A 16342-nucleotide genomic window follows, 5' to 3' on the forward strand; every position below is an offset into this window, starting at 1 on the left:
GCTCTTCCTCGGCACGGATCCGCGCCTCTTCCGCGAGCCGGGCCTCCTCGGCAAGCCGAGCCACTTCGGCGAGCCGGGCCTCTTCCGCGAGTCGCTCCTCCTCGGCGCGAATCCAAGCCTCTGCCGCCAGCCGAGCAGCCTCCGCGCGCCGGGCCTCTTCCGCCCGCCGTTCTTCCTCGGCACGAGCCCGGGCCTCTTCCGCCCGCCGTTCTTCCTCCGCCCGAACCCTCGCCTCTTCCGCGAGCCGAGCCTCCTCGGCACGAATCCGAGCCTCTTCCGCGAGCCGAGCCTCCTCAATCGCACGGAGTCGGGCTTCCTCCGCCAGCCGAGCCTCCTCCGCCCGCCGACGAGCCTCCTCCTCGGCGCGGAGCCGCTCCTCCTCCGCCCTCCTGCGCGCCTCCTCCCTCGCCTCCCACTCCTCCACCGACAGCGCCTCGACGCCCCCCTCGCGCTCCAACACGAGCAACAGCGCCTCGCGCGCGGGCGTCAGCGACTCCGGCTCACGAAACTCCCCCAACGTCCTCAACAACTCCCGCTCGGACGCATCCGTCAGCCACGGCTCGCACACGGCCACATCCGCGCACCGGAACACCCGCCCCTTCGCCCCGCCCGCCCCCGGCCGCTCCAGCGCCGCCCGCACCACCCTCACCCCGGAGATGGGCTCGAACTCCGCCTCCACGCTCCCAGGCTCGAAGGCCGCGCGCTCGGCCAACTCACTCAACCGCCGCACGTGGGCAAGCACCTGCTGCTCCACCACCGCGTCCCGCTCCAGCCCGTGCTCCTCCAACAACTCCTCGTCCGCGGCGCCCGCACCACCCCGCGCCCACAGCGCATCCAGCGCCTCCGCGCTCAACAAGCCACTCTGCAACAGCGCCTGCGCCGGACTCTGATACCCAAACCCCAGCCGCGTCCCCACGAGGTCACCCTCGCGCAGCATCAACCGCGACTCACGCCCTCCTGCGGACAAGGTCAGCCATCCCGTGGCTCGGGACTTGTGGGCGGAATACAGCGCTTCGGCGGCCTGCGACGGAATCATCCTCGCCGCAGTGTAGTCCCTCCTCACCGCCCCTCAACTTGCCGAGGGTGCCCGCCTGCCCGCCCCGGTGAAACACACCTGTCGCAGCGCCTCGTAGGTCCCCACCCCCACCGCCGTGGACAGATTCATGCTCCGCCGCCCCTCCAACATCGGAATCGTCAGCGCCGTCCCCGTCCCCCCCTCCATCACCTCCGGCAACAGCCCCGTCACCTCCGAGCCGAACACCAGGTGGTCCCCCTCCTCGAACCGCGCCTCGTACAAGGTCTGCTCCGCCCGCGCCGAGAACAACCACCGCCGCGCCTCCGGATACGCCTCCACGTAGGCCTCATAAGTCGGGTACAGCCGTAGAAATACCTTGTCCCAGTAGTCCAACCCGGCCCGCTTGAGGTTCCGGTCATCGATGGAGAAGCCCAGGGGCTCCACCAGGATGAGCCGGCAGCCCGTCACCGCGCAGAGGCGGGCCACGTTGCCGGTGTTGGGGGGAATCTGGGGGGAGACCAGAACCAGATGCAGAGGACGCGCCAGGGGCTCGAGCATGGGGTAGAACGCGCTACATGCGCTGGAAGGTGACCAACGAGACGCGGCAGAAGCCGCTGGCGGACCGGGCGGAGAAGGCCACCTCCTTCGCCCAGCGCTTCAAGGGATTGATGGGGCGCCAGGAGCTCGCCATGGGCGACGGCCTCCACATCCAGCCCTGCAACTCCATCCACACGTTCTTCATGCGCATCCCCATTGACGTCGCCTTCCTGGACGCCCAGGGCCGCATCGTCAAGCAGATGATGGCGCTGCCGCCCTGGAGGGCCACCTCCGTGTACTTCCAGGCCCGTTCCGTGCTGGAACTGCCCGCGGGCGTCCTGGCCGCGAGCGGCACCCAGGAAGGGGACCGCTTGAGCTTCGAGCCTGCCTCCCCTGCCCCGGTGTCCCCTGTCTGACCGCACCAAGAGCACGTCTTTTGACCGTTTTCCGAGCGCTTTGTTAACGTGCGCCGCCAGTTTCTCGTCCCCTTAGAAGAGTCCCCGCGCATGCGCATCGAGGTAGCCGGCAGCACCCACGTCGGGATGAAGCGGAACCACAACGAGGACAACTTCCTCATGTTGCCCGATGAGCACCTCTTCATCGTCGCGGACGGGATGGGCGGGCACTCCTCAGGAGAGATCGCCAGTCGCATCGCCGTGGACGAGTTGGGTGAGTTCTACAAGATGACCTCCAAGGACCAGGACAGCACCTGGCCCTTCAAGATGGACAAACAGCGCAACTATGACGAGAACCGGTTGGCCACCGGCATCAAGCTCGCCAACGCGCGCATCTTCGAGAAGGCCAGCAGCGAGTCGAAGTACAAGGGCATGGGGACGACCATCGTCAGCGTGCACTTCGCCAGCGACGTCGCGTACGTCGGGCACGTGGGCGACAGCCGCGTGTACTGCTTCCGCGCTGGAGCCCTCAAGCAGATCACCGAGGACCACTCCCTGCTCAACGACTACCTCAAGGCGAAGAAGCTCTCGCCCGAGGAAGTCGAAAACTTCCCGCACAAGAACGTCATCGTCCGCGCCCTGGGCATGAAGGAGAACGTCCAGGTGGACGTCTCCCGCGTGGACCCCCAGCCGGGCGACGTCTTCCTGCTGTGCTCGGACGGCCTGAGCGGCATGGTGACCGACCCCCAGATGCAGGAAATCCTCGGCCGCACGCCCGAGCTGGACAAGGCGTGCTCGCAGCTCATCGACATGGCCAACGCCGCGGGCGGCAACGACAACGTCACCTGCGTGCTCGCCCGCTACCACCCCGCCTGACCCGACGTCAGGCGGTGCGCAGGAAGACCCGCAGCGCCTCGGCCACTCCCCAGGCCTGGGCGATGCACCCCCTGGGCCTGAAGGGGGGCGTGGCGTCGAAGATTTCGCTGACCTGACCGACGCCCGCCTGTCTCAGGTGGGTCTCCAGGCCCTCCATGACGTCACGCACGTGCGCGCGGGCCGGCTGAACCCTGAGCGCGGCGTCCACGTAGTGGCCAATCAGCCAGCTCCACACCGTGCCCTGGTGGTACGCCGCGTCACGCGCGCGCAGGTCTCCGTCATACGTGGCCTTGTAGTCGTCGTGGTCCGAGGCCAGCGAGCGCAGCCCCACCGGGGTGAGCAGCTCCGTCTCCACCTTGCGCAGCACGTCCGACCAGTGGTCCGGGTTCAACACCGGATACTTGAGGGACAGGGCGAAAATCTGGTTGGGCCGCACGGCGGCGTCATTGCCGCCCCCTTGCGCGTCCACCACGTCGAACAGGCACCCCTCGGCCGGATTCCAGAAGCGCCGGTTGAAGGAGTCCTGCGCCTGTTGCGCGGCCTTCGCGTAGGGCGTCCCGTCCAGTCCCTGGAGCGCGGCCCACTCCGCCATCAGCCGCATGGCGTTGAACCACAGGGCGTTGAGCTCCACGGCCTTGCCGCGTCGGGGCGTCACCACCCAGCCGTCCACCTTCGCGTCCATCCAGGTGAGCTGGTAGCCCTCTTCGCCCTGCGTCAGCAGCCCATCCGTGGGGTCGATGCGGATGTTGTGGCGCGTTCCCTGCTGGTGCCTGCGGACGATGTCCTCGAACGTCGGGTAGAACTCCCGCAGCAGCTCCAGGTCCCCGGAGGCCGTCACGTAGCGGTCCACCGCGTGGAAGAACCAGAGCGTCGCGTCGGCCGTGTGGTAGAGCCCGTCGGCCTCTCCCTCCGGGAAGAGGTTGGGCAACAGCCCGTCCTTCACGTGGTGACGGAACGTGCGCAGAATCGCCGCCGCCTCACGGAAGCGCCCCGTGGACACCGTCAGGCCCTCCAGCGAAATCATCGTGTCGCGGCCCCAGTCGGTGAACCAGGGGTAGCCCGCGATGACGCTGCGGGCATCCTCGCCAATGGCCCGGGCCCACGCATCGTCGCGCGGACGCATGGGGTCGACGATGAACTGGTCGCCCGCGAGGACCAGGCGCGCCGCCGTGCCCGTCCTCGCCGCCACGGGCGCGCGCTCCAGCAGGCGCCACTCGCGCTCGCGCTCCATGTCGAAGCTCATGGACGGGTCCCGGTCCAACAGCGCCCAGTCATCCACCGTGGCGCCGAGCGACAGGCGACCGCCTGGCCTCACCGTGCACTCGAAGTAGCCAGGGCTCGCCTGCGTCTCGATGTGGGGCATCCCCCGGGAGCGCTCCGTCCGGTAGAGCAGGGGTGAGGAAATCTCAGGCATCGCCACGAAGGGCACGGTGCCATCGCCGTACAGCCGCAGCCGCAGCGAAGGCGCATCCTTCGCCGCCTGCATCTCGATGCGCTCTCCCTGGAGAATGACCTTCGGCTGGCAGTAGTCGTGCGGGAAGTCGTGCTCGTGCACTCGAAACACCGGGAAGGGCCGCAGCCGGAGCTTCACCGGAGGGCCGGACAGGTGCGCCCACTCGATGAAGAGCGTGTTCTCCCCGTGCACCAGCACCAGCCTGCGACGCAGACGGGAGGCGCCCAGGACGTAGTCCCATTCGGGAATGAGGCCGTCGAGCCGGAAGGAGCGCAGCAGCGAGGCGTCCCCCATCAGCGCGCCGTCCGCCCGCACCTCGCCGTCCAGGCGGCACGTCTGCCCCTCCACCCGGGCCGTCTCCACCAGGCGGGACAGCATGACGGTGCGGCCCCGCTCGGGCAGGGTGGGGATGAAGAGGCCGTGGTAGCGGCGCGCGTTCACCCCCGCCAGGGTGCCGGACGCATAGCCCCCCAGGCCGTTCGTCATCAGCCACTCCCGTCCGAGCACCTCGATGGCCGGCGCTCCCATCGGCCATGCGAACTTCAGCTCCGGCAGCCCGCGCACCCGGCTCATCCGACCTTCCGTGGGCCGAGCCCCTGGCCGCTCCTCCCGGTGCTCGTCATCCACAGGGCGGTCATCCCCGGTACGCGCCACGACGTCTCGACCCTCAGTGACTCCAGTGAGCAAGACCCTGCACCTCCGAATCGAACCTCTTCACTCGACAGTCCAAGACGCCACCCTTCATCCCGAGGTGGTGCGAGTAATGGTTCGGGGCACGGAGAGAGCTCCAGCTCGCCCCCCAGGTTGACGAGCAGCAGCCGGTCGCCTTCCTGTTCGCCGCCCGAGTAGCGCAGCACGAGCGCGAGCGGGGAGAGGACCGCGCCGGTGAGCTGGCCGCTGTCCTGCCGGGCAAGCACGGAGTCCTCGCGGCGCAGTCGGAGCAACTCCCGGTGCAGGGTGAGTGGCCCGGTGTGGCGCTCGCGCTCGCTCCAATCGAGCCGGGAGAGGGTGAACGCCTTCTCGTCCACGTGCTCCACATAGCCCTCGTGCTCCAGCGCGTGACGGGCGCTCTCGAACTGGCCGAGGAACTGGTCCCGGCCCTTGCGCACCAGCGGCTGCAGCTCCGGCTTGTGGTCCACGAAGTAGAAGAAGGGGGAGTTCGCGAACCACTCCTGGCCCATGAAGAGCAGCGGCGTCTGGGGCAGCAGCAGCCACAGCGTGGTGAGCGCGCGCGCCAGTCGCTCGCCGCAGATGCGGTGCAGCCGCTGGCCCTGGAGCATGTTGGCGAGCTGGTCGTGGTTCTGGAGGTAGAAGACGCACGCGCTCGCGGGCACGCGCAGCAGCGGACTGCCTCGGGCCTTCTTCTGCCAGCGGTAGTACTGCCCCTGATAGAGCGAGTTGCGCAGCGCGCACGACAACAGCTCCTGCGCGGTGCCGCGATAGTCCTGGAGGTAGGCCTCCGCGCGTCCCGTGGCGGCGACACGGGCGGAGTGGTGGAAGTCATCCACCCAGAGGGCGTCCGTGCCCCAGCCGCCCCTCTCCACCGACCTCACGCACAGTTCGTCCTGGGGCTCGTTCTCGGCGATGACGAGCACACCGCGGCCGGCCGCGGCCTCGCGCACGGCGCGCGTCAGCTCCTGGACGATGTGGCACGGCCCGTCGTCGTACAGGGCCTGTGTCGCGTCCAGGCGGAGCCCGTCGAAGTGATACTCGGCGACCCAGGCGCAGGCGTTCTGGATGAAGAAGTCGCGGCTGGGGCCCGCGGCGGCGCCGTCGTCGAAGTTCGTCGGCTCGCCCCACTCGTTCTCATACTTGCGGGTGAAGTAGTCCGGTGAGTACTGGGCCAGGTAGTTCCCGTCGGGCCCCAGGTGGTTGTAGACGACGTCCACCAGCACGCCGAGCCCCAGCGCGTGCGCGGCCTCCACGAAGGCGCGCAGGTCCTCCGGCCGGCCGTACTGCCCGCTGGGCGCGAAGAGCTGCGCGCCGTCATAGCCCCAGTTGAAGCGCCCGGGGAACGTGTGCAGCGGCATCAACTCCAGGCAGGTGACGCCCAGCTCCTTGAGCAGCGGCAGCTTGGCGATGGCCGCCTTGTACGTCCCCTCGGGTGTGAAGGTGCCCAGGTGCAGCTCGTAGAGCACCTGCCCCCGGATGGAGGACACGCCCTTCCAGTCGCCGTCCGTCCACGAGTGCGAGTGCGCGTCGACGACCTCGCTGAAGCCATGCGGGCCCTCGGGCTGGAAGCGCGAGGCGGGGTCGGGGAACTCCTCGCTCGAATCCAGGCGGTACTTGTACAGCGCCCCCACGGCCACCGGATGCACGGCCTCGAAATAGCCCTGGGCATCCCCCACGAGCGGGAGCGGGCGGGAGCCTCCCTTCACCACGACCTCCACACTGCGCCTGCGTGGCGCCCACACGCGGAAGTGAGTGCTGTCTCCCCCTGCCGGCCTGGCCCCCAGAGAACCTCGCCACTTCATGCCCCGGACCTCCCCTTGTTCCCCGCCGGAAACCCCCAGCGCAAGCAGGCTGTCCGTGGCGAAAGGTAGGGCCCATTGTCCGAAACGGCGACCTTCGTGCGGACGACAGAGCTCGCTTGCACGCCGTGCGGAAACCGACCCTTTCCGAGCAGGGTTCGTGCGCGCGCGGACAGGAGTCGACAGGCATCACCATGCGGCCGCCCCCACACGCTCGCGGCGAGGGCACGCGCGAGCGGGCGGCGCACGGCACCCGCCGACCGCGCGCACACACGGTCAGCGCATCCGGGTGCCTCGAGGCCCGTGCGAGTCAGCGTCCCGAAAGCGGCGCGGGAATCCGATGCTCTCGCCACGCGAGCAACTCCGTGAGCGACTCACCCGCCGTAATCACTGTCTGCTCGAAGACGGCGGCGTTCTGGAGGCGAGCCCCCGCGTCCACCTTCACTCCAGCGCCCAGCGACACGGACTCGCCGACGACGGCGCCCTCCGCCACCGTGACGCCCCGGCCAAAGTACGCGGGGCCCTCCACCTTCGCGCCACTCACGTGCGCGTCGGGATGCGCCCACGAGGACCCCGGCCCTCGCACCGTGCCAGCGAGCGGCGAGTCCGCCCCCAGCCACTCCAACCGCACGCGGCCGGCGAGCACGTCCCGCACCGTGGCCAGATACCGCGACGGCGTGCCCAAATCGGACCAGTAGCCATCCACGCGCACGCCTCGCACCACCTGTCCCTGGGACATGGCGCGGGCGTAGACCTCGCGGTTGATGTCCTCGGGGCCTTGCGCGCTCATGAAGTCGAAGACGCGCGGGGACATGACGTGCACCCCGGTGAAGTGCCACGGCGTCAGGCCCTCGCCTCCAGGCCCGTGCCCCGCGATTCTCCGCACGCGCCCCGACGCATCCAGCTCCACCGACGCGTACTTCTCTCCCTCCGGCATGGGCAGCAACACCATCGTCGCCAGCGCACCGGACGCCTGGTGCACGGCCACCACCGGCCGCAGGTCCACCGGGTAGAGGATGTCGCCGTTGTAGACGATGAAGTCTCCGTCGGAGAGGAAGTCGCGCAGGCCCCGGATGCCGCCGCCGGTGCCCTGGATGACGGGCTCGCGCACCACGTGCAGCGCCAGCTTCGCGCGCGCGCACTCCTCGCGAGCCACCTCCTCCATCGTGTCCGGCAGGTGGTGGGTGTTGATGCCCACCGCCGTGACACCCGCGGCCTTCAGCACCGCCAGGTGGTAGCGCAGGAGCGGCTGACCCAGGAACGGGAGCGCCGGCTTGGGCCAGCGCTCCGTCAACGGACGCAGGCGGGTTCCCAGACCCGCGCAGAGCACCATCGCCTTCATTGTCGACTCCCCTCCCCCGCCAATGGGCTCAGGCCGCCAGCTCCGGGACGTACTTCGCCACCAGCTCCTGCAGCCCTCGCAGCTCCGGCCGCTGACGGAACGCCTCGCGCACGTAGCGCAGCGACGCGGGGATGGAGACGAGGAAGCCCGGGTTGCCCTTCACGCGGTTGATGTACTCGAAGCGGCCCGCGTCCTTCAGCTTGCGCTGCACGGTGAGCAGGTCGAAGAACGCCTTGAACTCCACCGCGTTGATGCGCTCGCCGCTCGCCTCCTGGAACGTGGCGATGTAGCGGTCCAGCATCGCGTCCACGAAGGCCCGGTCCAGCTCCACGTAGCTGTCGCGCAGGAGCGCCACCAGGTCGTACTGCCTGGGACCCTGGAGCGCGTCCTGGAAGTCGATGACCACCAGCTCGCCCTCCTTCACCATGATGTTGCGGCTCTGGTAGTCGCGGTGCGTGAAGCCCCGGGGCGCGGCGGCCAACTGCTTCGCGATGTCCCGGAACGTCGCGTCCAACTGCGCGCGCTCGGCGTCCGTGGGCAGCTTGCCGCTCCACGCCTCCAGGCCCCACTCGCGGAAGTGGTGCAGCTCCCAGTCGTACAGGTCCTCGTCGAACGAGCGCGTGAAGGCCAGGCAGTCCGGGTCCTGGTGCTTCTCCGCCTGCACCCGCAGCCGCGCCAGCAGGTCCACCGCGCGCGTGTAGAGCGCCTCGTTGTGCTTGCCACCTTCCAGCGCGGACTCGAAGGTGATGTCGCTCAGGTCTTCAATCACCATCATCCCCGCCGGCTCGTCGTAGCGGAGGATGGCGGGCACGCGCACACCGAGCTTGTTCAGGTAGCGGTGCACGTTGACGAAGGGCAGCTCCTTCGGAGGCTCACCCTTGGTGGCCTCCTCGCTCTTCTTCGTCGCGTCCAGCGGCATCACCATCACCACCCAGCTCTCCGGGGGCGCGCCGACGCGGTAGTACGAGCGATTGCTCGCGTCTCCCTTCAGCTTCTTGATGGGAGCATGGGGCACGGGACGGCCAGTGGCCTGTCCCACCTGGTCGCGCAGGGCGGCCTCGAGTTCCATATCGACGGGGTTCTCCAAGGGGGTTGGGAGAAGAGGCTTGCGAGTATGGGAGGGGCGACTTTCCGCGTCAAAGGCCCGGCGCGGCGATTGCCCCCTGGCCCCTCGGGCTGTCACGTAAGCGACGGCGAAACCTTGAGCCCCCAATTCCCGTCGCGACGCGTCGCGCGCCCGGCCGCCCCCTGACGAAGCAGGCCCGTCCCTGCTGGCAGGTCGCCAGGAGACACCCCGGGTCCTGCTGCTCCAGGGGTGCGGGGGAAGTGCCCAGGACGGGGCACTGTTACTTCTCGACCGGGGAGATGGACTCCCGCTGTCGACCGGGCCCCTCCGGCGGCATATAAGACGCGCCGCGAACCCCCTTTTTTCTGGAAGCCCCGATGGACATCCACGACACCATTCTCTCCGCCATTGGCAACACGCCCCTGGTCAAGCTCAACAAGCTCGTCGGACCGAACGATGCGACTGTTCTGGTCAAGTGCGAGTTCATGAACCCGGGCGCGTCCATCAAGGACCGCATGGCGCTGTACATCATCGAGAAGGCCGAGCGGGAGGGGAAGCTCAAGCCCGGCGGGACCATCGTGGAGAACACGTCCGGCAACACCGGCATGGGCGTGGCGCTGGCGGCCGCGGTGAAGGGCTACAAGTGCATCTTCACGATGCCGGACAAGATGTCGCTGGAGAAGATCAACCGCCTGAAGGCGCTGGGCGCGCAGGTGGTGGTGACGCCGACGAACGTCGCGGCCGAGGACCCCCGCAGCTATTACGAGACGGCCAAGCGGCTGCACCGTGAGACGCCGGGCGCGTTCATGCTGAACCAGTACCACAACCCCGACAACATCGAGGCGCACTACCAGCTCACCGGTCCGGAGATCTTCGAGCAGACCGGCGGCAAGATGGACTACTTCATCTCGGGCCTGGGCACCGGCGGGACGATGAGCGGCGCGGGCAAGTTCCTCAAGGAGAAGATCCCCGGCCTGAAGAACGTGGGCGTGGACCCCGAGGGCTCCGTCTACGAGGGCTACTTCAAGACGGGCAAGCTGACCGAGCCGCACGTCTACAAGGTGGAAGGTATCGGCGAGGACATGCTGTGCGGCGCCATGGACTTCAAGGTCGTGGACGACGTGCGCCAGGTGGATGACCGCCAGTGCTTCGCGGCGGCGCGGCGGCTGGCGCGCGAGGAGGGCATCTTCGCGGGTGGCTCCTCCGGCGCGGCCGTGCACGTGGCCGTGCAGCTGGCGAAGGAAGTGGGCAAGGGCAAGACGATTGTCGTCGTGCTCCCCGACTCCGGCAGCAGCTACATCAGCAAATTCCACTCCGATGAGTGGATGCGCGACAACGGCTTCGCCGAGGACAAGAGCACCGGCACCGTGCGCGACATCATCGGGAGCAAGCAGCGCGACGTGAAGACGGCGCGCAAGGGCGACCGGGTGGACCAGGTCGTGGAGACGATGCGCGGTCACGGCATCAGCCAGATGCCCGTGGTGTCCGAGGACGGCCGCGCGGTGGGCATGGTGCACGAGTACGACCTGCTCAACGCGCTGGTCGCCGGGAAGGCGAAGTTCGCCGACACCATCGACGCCATCGTCTCGCCGCTGCAGGGCGCGCTGTCGCCGGACACGAGCATCGCCCGCCTGCGGGAAATCTTCGCGCAGGACAACGTGGCCGTCGTGAAGGAGGGCGAGAAGGTCATCGCCATCGTCACGAAGATCGACCTCATCGACTTCCTGCACCGCACGGCGGCCTAGTCAGCCCCCAGGCAGTCGCGTCTTGAAGAGGGCCTCTCACCGGTGGTGGGAGGCCCTTTTCGCGTCTGGAGGGTGCGTGCCATCGATGTCCGAAAACCGCGAGCGCGCACGACGCCCCGATGACACTGTCTGGGCATGGACCTGCTCGATTCCGACGCCTGCTACCGCGTGCTCCAGACGCGGGATGCCCGCTTCGACGGCCGCCTCTTCGTCGCGGTGACGTCGACCGGCATCTACTGCCGGCCCATCTGCCCCGCGCGCACGCCGAAGCGGGAGAACTGCCGCTTCTTCGCCTCCGCCGCCGCGTCCCAGGAAGAGGGCTTCCGGCCGTGTCTGCGCTGCCGGCCGGAGACGGCCCCGGACCTCGCCTCCTGGCGGGGCACCTCCAACACCGTGTCGCGCGCGCTGGCCCTCATCGCGGAGGGCGCGCTGGACGGAGGCGAAGCGGGCGTGGACGCGCTGGCGGAGCGGCTGGGCGTGGGCGGACGACAGCTCCGCCGTCTCTTCAAGCAACACCTGGGCGCCACGCCGGTGGCTGTCGCGCAGACGCGGCGCGTGCTCTTCGCCAAGCAGCTCATCCAGGAGACGCGGATGCCGCTGGCCGAGGTCGCGCTCGCCGCGGGCTTCGGCAGCATCCGGCGCTTCAACGAGACGTTCCAGGACCTCTACCAGCGGCCCCCCAGCGCCCTGCGCCGCAAGCAGGCGGTGGAGACGACCTCCAGCGCGGCGGCGGAAGCGGGCGTCACGCTGCGGCTGCGCTACCGGCCGCCGTACGACTGGGCTGCGATGCTCGCCTATCTGTCCGCGCGAGCCATCCAGGGCGTCGAGCAGGTGTCCGACTCGCGCTACCTGCGCACGGTGTCCCAGGACGGCGCGGTGGGCACGGTGGAGGTGTCCCACGAGCCCGCGAGGGACAACCTCGTGGCGAGGATTCGCTTCCCGCGCGTCCAGTCGCTCCCCGCCATCGTCGCGCGCGTGCGCAGGGTGTTCGACGTGGGCGCGGACATCGAGGTGATTGGCGCGCACCTCTCCAGGGACCCCTTCCTGGCGCCCCTCGTGGCGCTGCGCCCCGGGCTGCGGGCCCCTGGCGCATGGGACGGGTTCGAGCTGGCGGTGCGCGCGATTCTGGGCCAGCAGGTGACGGTGGTGGCCGCGCGCAGGCTCGCGGGCCAGTTGGTGGGACTGTGCGCTGACGCCCCCGTGGACGGACTTGCTCCGGGCCTGTCGCGGGCCTTCCCTTCACCGGAGCGCGTCGTGGCGACGGACCTGGGAGCACTGGGGATGCCCTCCGCGCGCAAGGCGTCGCTGAAGGCCCTGGCGGAAGCGGCGCTCGCGGACCCGCTGTTGTTCCAGCCGTTCGGCACGGTGGAGGAAGGCGTCGCCCGGCTGCGCTCCATCCGGGGCGTGGGCGAGTGGACCGCGCAGTACATCGCCCTGCGGGCGCTGCGCGAGACGGACGCGTTCCCCGCCAGCGACGTGGCGCTCTTGCGGAGCGCGGCGACAGACGCGGGCGCGCGTCCCACACCCGAGGACCTGCTTCAACGCGCGGAACCCTGGAGGCCCTGGCGGGCCTATGCCGCGCAACACCTGTGGGCCGCGGACCCGGGCCTGCTTCCACGACTCCAAGAGGTGCGTCATGGCTGAGACTCTCCGCTTCCTCATCGACAAGACGGATACACCCATCGGCGAGCTGGTCATCATCGCGGACCGAGACGGACACCTGCGCGCCGTCGACTGGACGGAACACGAAGGCCGCATGCGGCAGTTGCTGCGCCTGCACTACGGGGCCGGAGGCTTCGAGCTGGACACCGCGCGAAATCCGGGCGGACTCACGGAGACGATGCGGACGTATTTCTCCGGGCGGCTCGACGCCATTGAGGGACTGTCGGTCCGCACCGAAGGCACGCCCTTCCAACGCGAGGTGTGGGCGGCGCTGCGGGGCATTCCCTGCGGCGCGACGGTGTCCTACTCGGAGCTGGCGAAGCGCATCGGCCGTCCCGCGGCCGTACGCGCGGTGGGCCTGGCGAACGGCGCCAATCCGGTGGGCATTGTCGTGCCGTGTCATCGCGTGGTGGGTGCCAATGGCTCCCTCACCGGCTACGGAGGTGGCATCGAGCGCAAGCGCTGGTTACTCGACCACGAGTCGCGAGTGCGACGGACATCCACGGCCTGAAGCGCTCTGCGTATCATCCGGCCCCGCTCCACACCCCTGTCGAAAGAGGACCTCTGCCCATGCCTGTCGCTCCGCCGAACTCCGCCCGGGACTTCCGTCAGTTGCACGAAGCGGGCTTGTTGTTGCTGGTCAACGCATGGGACGCCGGAAGCGCCCGCGTCATGGAGAGCCTGGGGGCCAAGGCCCTCGCCACGACGAGCGCGGGCGTGGCCTGGGCCCAGGGATACCCGGACGGCGACCTGCTGCCGGTGAGTCGACTCCTGGACACTGTCGCCGCCATCACCCGCATCGTGAAGGTGCCTCTGACGGTGGACATCGAAGGGGGCTACTCGGAGGACCCGCACGCGGTGGGCGAAGTGGCCGCGGGGGTGCTGGAGGCGGGCGGCGTCGGCATCAACCTGGAGGATGGCTCGGGCTCGGTGGACCTGCTGTGCGCCAAGATTGAAGCCGTGAAGCGCGCCGCCGCGCGAAAGGGCGCGGACCTGTTCGTGAACGCGCGCACGGATGTGTTCCTGCGGGGCATTGGCCCGGCGGAGCGTCGCGTCGAGGAGACGCTGGCCCGGGCCCGTCGCTATCGCGCCGCGGGCGCGGATGGGCTCTTCGTTCCGGGCCTGAAGACGCCGGTGGACATCAAGGCCATCGTCACGGAAGCGGGCCTGCCCTTGAACCTGATGGCGATTGGCGGCCTGCCTCCCGCGTCGGAGCTCGCCTCGCTCGGCGTGCGTCGCGTCAGCGCGGGCGCGGGCATGGCCCAGTCCATCTTCGGCCGCATCGCGGCGCTCAGCGCGGACTTCCTGCGGGACGGCTCCTCCGCGCCTCCGCCCGAGGCGGGCATCAACTATCCCGCGCTCAATGCCCTGATGGCCCAGCGCTGAGCCGACGTCGCGCGGGCGGACAACAAGACGACGCGGTGTCGCTCGCCCACGTGGAGGGTCGCACCGACGTCGGGTCCGGCCAGCGCCTGGCAGGTGAAGCGTGGCCGCGCCGATGAATGGCGCGGCTCTTGCCATCGGTTCCCTGAGGATGGCTCGCGGCTACTTCGCCGCGCCGTCCTCGGGCCGTCGGGCGAACAGCGCGTTGGCGACCTCCGTCATCACCACCTCGCCATTCTGGTTGCGGACCTCGAAGCGAAACTTGATGGCGCCCCGGTCCGGCTTGCTGCGCGACGGAGTGGTGGCGAGGACCTCGAAGCGCGCGCTGAGCGCATCGCCGGGACGCACCGGCCGCAGCCAGCGCAGCTCATCGAGCCCCGGTGAACCCAAGCTCGCGGACTTGCCCAACAGGCTCTCCACCGCGAGCTTGTGGCAGATGGAGGCCGTGTGCCATCCACTGGCGATGATGCCGCCGAAGATGCCCTCCCGACCTCCCTCGTCACTCAGGTGGAAGGGCTGCGGATCGAACTGCTTCGCGAAGGCGATGATCTCCTCCCGGGAGACCACGTAGGGCCCGGCCTCAATCGCCTCACCAGGTTGGAAGTCGTCGAAGTAACGCATGGGATTCCTCGGATATGGGTGACTCGTGCTGCGTGGCCCCCTGGCGCATTGCATAGGCTGCTCGCCGGGTCAGGGCAACGCATTGCGGCGCCCATCCGCTCCCGAACCATCTATCCTCGACTTTCTGGATTGGTTGTTTTCATGACAGACTGGCGTGGCCTCGTCAGGCACTGCCAAGGAGACACGCATGTTCGCGAAGCTGCTCAAGAGCCAGTGGTCCATGGTGCTGTGCATGTTGCTCGTGGTGGGACTCGCCGCCCTGTCCATGGGTGAGCCTCAGGCCGCGCTCGTCGAAGTGGAAGGAGACGCGACGTGTGACCTGGAAGTGAGCACGCCGCCGGAGGGCATGCTGCTCGCCGACAGCGAGCACGCCAACGCGGCCTGTCGTCCCGGCTGCGTGGGTCCGTGCTGGTTCTGCCTGCTGGGTGTCTGTGAAAACCGCTGTATGTAGACAGTCCTCGGAGCGTTGAGCCACCCAGCATGGATGGACGCGGCCAATCTCTGCTCAGAAGTGCCCCATGAATCCGTCGCCTGGGATTCATGGGCTCGCGGAGTCAGGGGTCGCGGTCCTCGTCACGACAGGCTGTGACACTCGGAAGTCTTCCGTGCCGCCGTCGGGTGACTCGTCGCGAAGGGGGCAGCGCACCCGGCCTGCCCCCTCGCGGTCCTCACCTCAGGGCGCGGACACCGGGCAGGGCCACCACGCGGGCGGAGAGGCCCGGTCATCCCAGGCGCCATCCCAGTAGTCTCGCAGCGTGTACGCCACCGTGTTCGCGGCGGTGCAGAAGCGCTCCGGATGGGGGTTCACGTGCAGCACCTGCTCGAGGTGCGACACGGGACGGATGTACGTGCCGCAGCGCTGGGTGCTCCCCGGCGGTGGCGGCCCCATGGTGGAGGCGCGCACCGAGTCCCTCAGGACGTTCGCGTTGGGCAGCTCACAGGCCATCTGCTGGAGGGCCAGGCTCGCCTCCAACTCGATGTTCAAGTCCACCTTCCGCGTCGTCACGAAACACTCCTCGGAGGTAGGCGTGTAGCGCAACGTCACCACGGAGTACCCCTGGGGAATCTCCGGGCAGTTCGGGAAATCGAAGTGGAAGATCGGGTGGAGCGCGCCCTCGCGATACATGATGAAGGAGCTCTCCGTCTGCGCTCCGTCGAAGCCCTCCTGAAACCCGACGACGATGTCAGGGCTGGAAAGAGCCTCGGTCGGGACCCGGTCCAGCTTGCCGTTGCCGTTGCCGTCCACGTAGGCCAGCACATTGGCCATGCCCAGCCGGGAGCCTTCCTCGCCCATCAGGGCTCCAGGCTCCGGCAGGCGATTGAGGGGCATGCTGAAGGTGTTGGGGAAACGGCCGTTCACCTTCACGTCCACCCCGGGATGGTGGAACGACGACCTGGGGCTCAACCGCGCGCACTTGGAGATACCCTCCGGGTACGTTCCCTGGACCAGGCAGTCCACGACGACCTTGGGCCAGGTGTTCCAGAGCAGCGCCGCTCGCAGCCGGTCGGAGTTGGAGTTGCCCAGATCGAATGAAGCGCTGGATTGAAGCGTCCCGTCCAGCGTGAGCAGGGGCTCATCCCCCGCCTCGTCCCCCAGGACACCGCCGCACCCCGCCAATGCCAGTGAAAGCAGGCCCCACTTCCAGAAACCGCGCTCCAGCCTCGTCGTCATATGGCCTTCCTTTCGGTGCATGGGAGCAATCCCATGTCGCGTGACAGACACCAGCCAGGAGACACGCGCGCCTTGCTTCGAATGCGCTCGGGCCACCTGGTCGA

The 16342-nt window shown here is 68.9% G+C and carries 14 protein-coding genes and 1 pseudogene; 7 read left to right on the top strand and 8 right to left on the bottom strand.

The annotated features are described in order from the left end of the window. Nucleotides 1–1036 (bottom strand): annotated as a pseudogene (locus HUA75_RS46300) (molecular chaperone DnaJ); the annotation flags it as partial. Between the two features lie 33 nt (nt 1037–1069). Further along, entirely contained in the window at nt 1070–1573 is a 504-nt protein-coding gene (locus HUA75_RS35520) for a tRNA (cytidine(34)-2'-O)-methyltransferase (RefSeq protein WP_174488942.1), read from the bottom strand. Nucleotides 1574–1590: 17 nt separating this feature from the next. Between HUA75_RS35520 and HUA75_RS35525 the strand changes: the two genes are divergently transcribed. Further along, complete coding sequence (locus HUA75_RS35525; protein WP_174458592.1) at nt 1591–1968, top strand: DUF192 domain-containing protein; 378 nt, start codon at nt 1591–1593, stop codon at nt 1966–1968. 90 nt (nt 1969–2058) lie between these two features. After that, a complete protein-coding gene (locus HUA75_RS35530) occupies nt 2059–2823 on the top strand; it encodes a Stp1/IreP family PP2C-type Ser/Thr phosphatase (protein ID WP_141642395.1) in 765 nt (254 codons plus the stop codon). Nucleotides 2824–2830: 7 nt separating this feature from the next. On the opposite strand, the gene HUA75_RS35535 is transcribed toward HUA75_RS35530, so the two are convergent. The 4 genes from HUA75_RS35535 to HUA75_RS35550 all read right to left on the bottom strand — a co-directional run bounded on the left by HUA75_RS35535 (nt 2831) and on the right by HUA75_RS35550 (nt 9158). Next, the gene (locus tag HUA75_RS35535; protein WP_174488943.1) at nt 2831–4849 is read right to left on the bottom strand and encodes an amylo-alpha-1,6-glucosidase; all 2019 of its coding nucleotides are present in this window, start codon (nt 4847–4849) and stop codon (nt 2831–2833) included. Then, nucleotides 4846–6750 (bottom strand): malto-oligosyltrehalose trehalohydrolase, encoded by a 1905-nt coding sequence (treZ, locus tag HUA75_RS35540; RefSeq protein ID WP_174488944.1) that lies wholly within the window; start codon nt 6748–6750, stop codon nt 4846–4848. Before treZ ends, HUA75_RS35535 begins: the two co-directional genes overlap by 4 nt. Nucleotides 6751–7057: 307 nt before the next feature. Beyond that, nucleotides 7058–8089, bottom strand: a complete 1032-nt coding sequence (locus HUA75_RS35545; RefSeq protein ID WP_174488945.1) for a sugar phosphate nucleotidyltransferase — start codon at nt 8087–8089, stop codon at nt 7058–7060. A 28-nt stretch (nt 8090–8117) separates the two neighbouring features. Beyond that, the gene (locus HUA75_RS35550; RefSeq protein WP_141642399.1) at nt 8118–9158 is read right to left on the bottom strand and encodes an aminoglycoside phosphotransferase family protein; all 1041 of its coding nucleotides are present in this window, start codon (nt 9156–9158) and stop codon (nt 8118–8120) included. Between the two features lie 374 nt (nt 9159–9532). Between HUA75_RS35550 and HUA75_RS35555 the strand changes: the two genes are divergently transcribed. The 4 genes from HUA75_RS35555 (at nt 9533) to HUA75_RS35570 (ending at nt 13948) form a co-directional block, all read left to right on the top strand. Beyond that, the gene (locus tag HUA75_RS35555) at nt 9533–10900 is read left to right on the top strand and encodes a pyridoxal-phosphate dependent enzyme (protein WP_141642400.1); all 1368 of its coding nucleotides are present in this window, start codon (nt 9533–9535) and stop codon (nt 10898–10900) included. Nucleotides 10901–11035: 135 nt separating this feature from the next. Further along, the gene (locus tag HUA75_RS35560; RefSeq protein ID WP_174464153.1) at nt 11036–12544 is read left to right on the top strand and encodes an AlkA N-terminal domain-containing protein; all 1509 of its coding nucleotides are present in this window, start codon (nt 11036–11038) and stop codon (nt 12542–12544) included. Beyond that, the gene (ogt, locus tag HUA75_RS35565; protein ID WP_174488946.1) at nt 12537–13073 is read left to right on the top strand and encodes a methylated-DNA--[protein]-cysteine S-methyltransferase; all 537 of its coding nucleotides are present in this window, start codon (nt 12537–12539) and stop codon (nt 13071–13073) included. The genes HUA75_RS35560 and ogt overlap by 8 nt, the downstream gene beginning before the upstream one ends. A gap of 59 nt (nt 13074–13132) precedes the next feature. Beyond that, on the top strand, nt 13133–13948 hold the full coding sequence (locus HUA75_RS35570; protein ID WP_174468246.1) for an isocitrate lyase/phosphoenolpyruvate mutase family protein: 816 nt from the start codon (nt 13133–13135) through the stop codon (nt 13946–13948). Between the two features lie 159 nt (nt 13949–14107). Here the strand turns inward: HUA75_RS35570 and HUA75_RS35575 are convergent, their stop codons facing one another. Next, a complete protein-coding gene (locus HUA75_RS35575; RefSeq protein WP_174488947.1) occupies nt 14108–14566 on the bottom strand; it encodes a MaoC family dehydratase in 459 nt (152 codons plus the stop codon). A gap of 187 nt (nt 14567–14753) precedes the next feature. On the opposite strand from HUA75_RS35575, the gene HUA75_RS35580 reads away from it, so the two are divergent. Continuing rightward, entirely contained in the window at nt 14754–15017 is a 264-nt protein-coding gene (locus HUA75_RS35580) for a hypothetical protein (protein WP_174458583.1), read from the top strand. Nucleotides 15018–15239: 222 nt separating this feature from the next. Here HUA75_RS35580 and HUA75_RS35585 read toward each other — a convergent pair whose 3' ends face one another. Then, nucleotides 15240–16238 carry a hypothetical protein gene (locus HUA75_RS35585; RefSeq protein ID WP_174488948.1) on the bottom strand — a complete coding sequence of 333 codons (999 nt, stop codon included), beginning with the start codon at nt 16236–16238 and terminating at the stop codon, nt 15240–15242. Nucleotides 16239–16342 lie beyond the last annotated feature (104 nt).

This window comes from Myxococcus sp. CA040A (assembly GCF_013336725.1).
Taxonomy (GTDB): Bacteria; Myxococcota; Myxococcia; order Myxococcales; family Myxococcaceae; genus Myxococcus; species Myxococcus llanfairpwllgwyngyllgogerychwyrndrobwllllantysiliogogogochensis.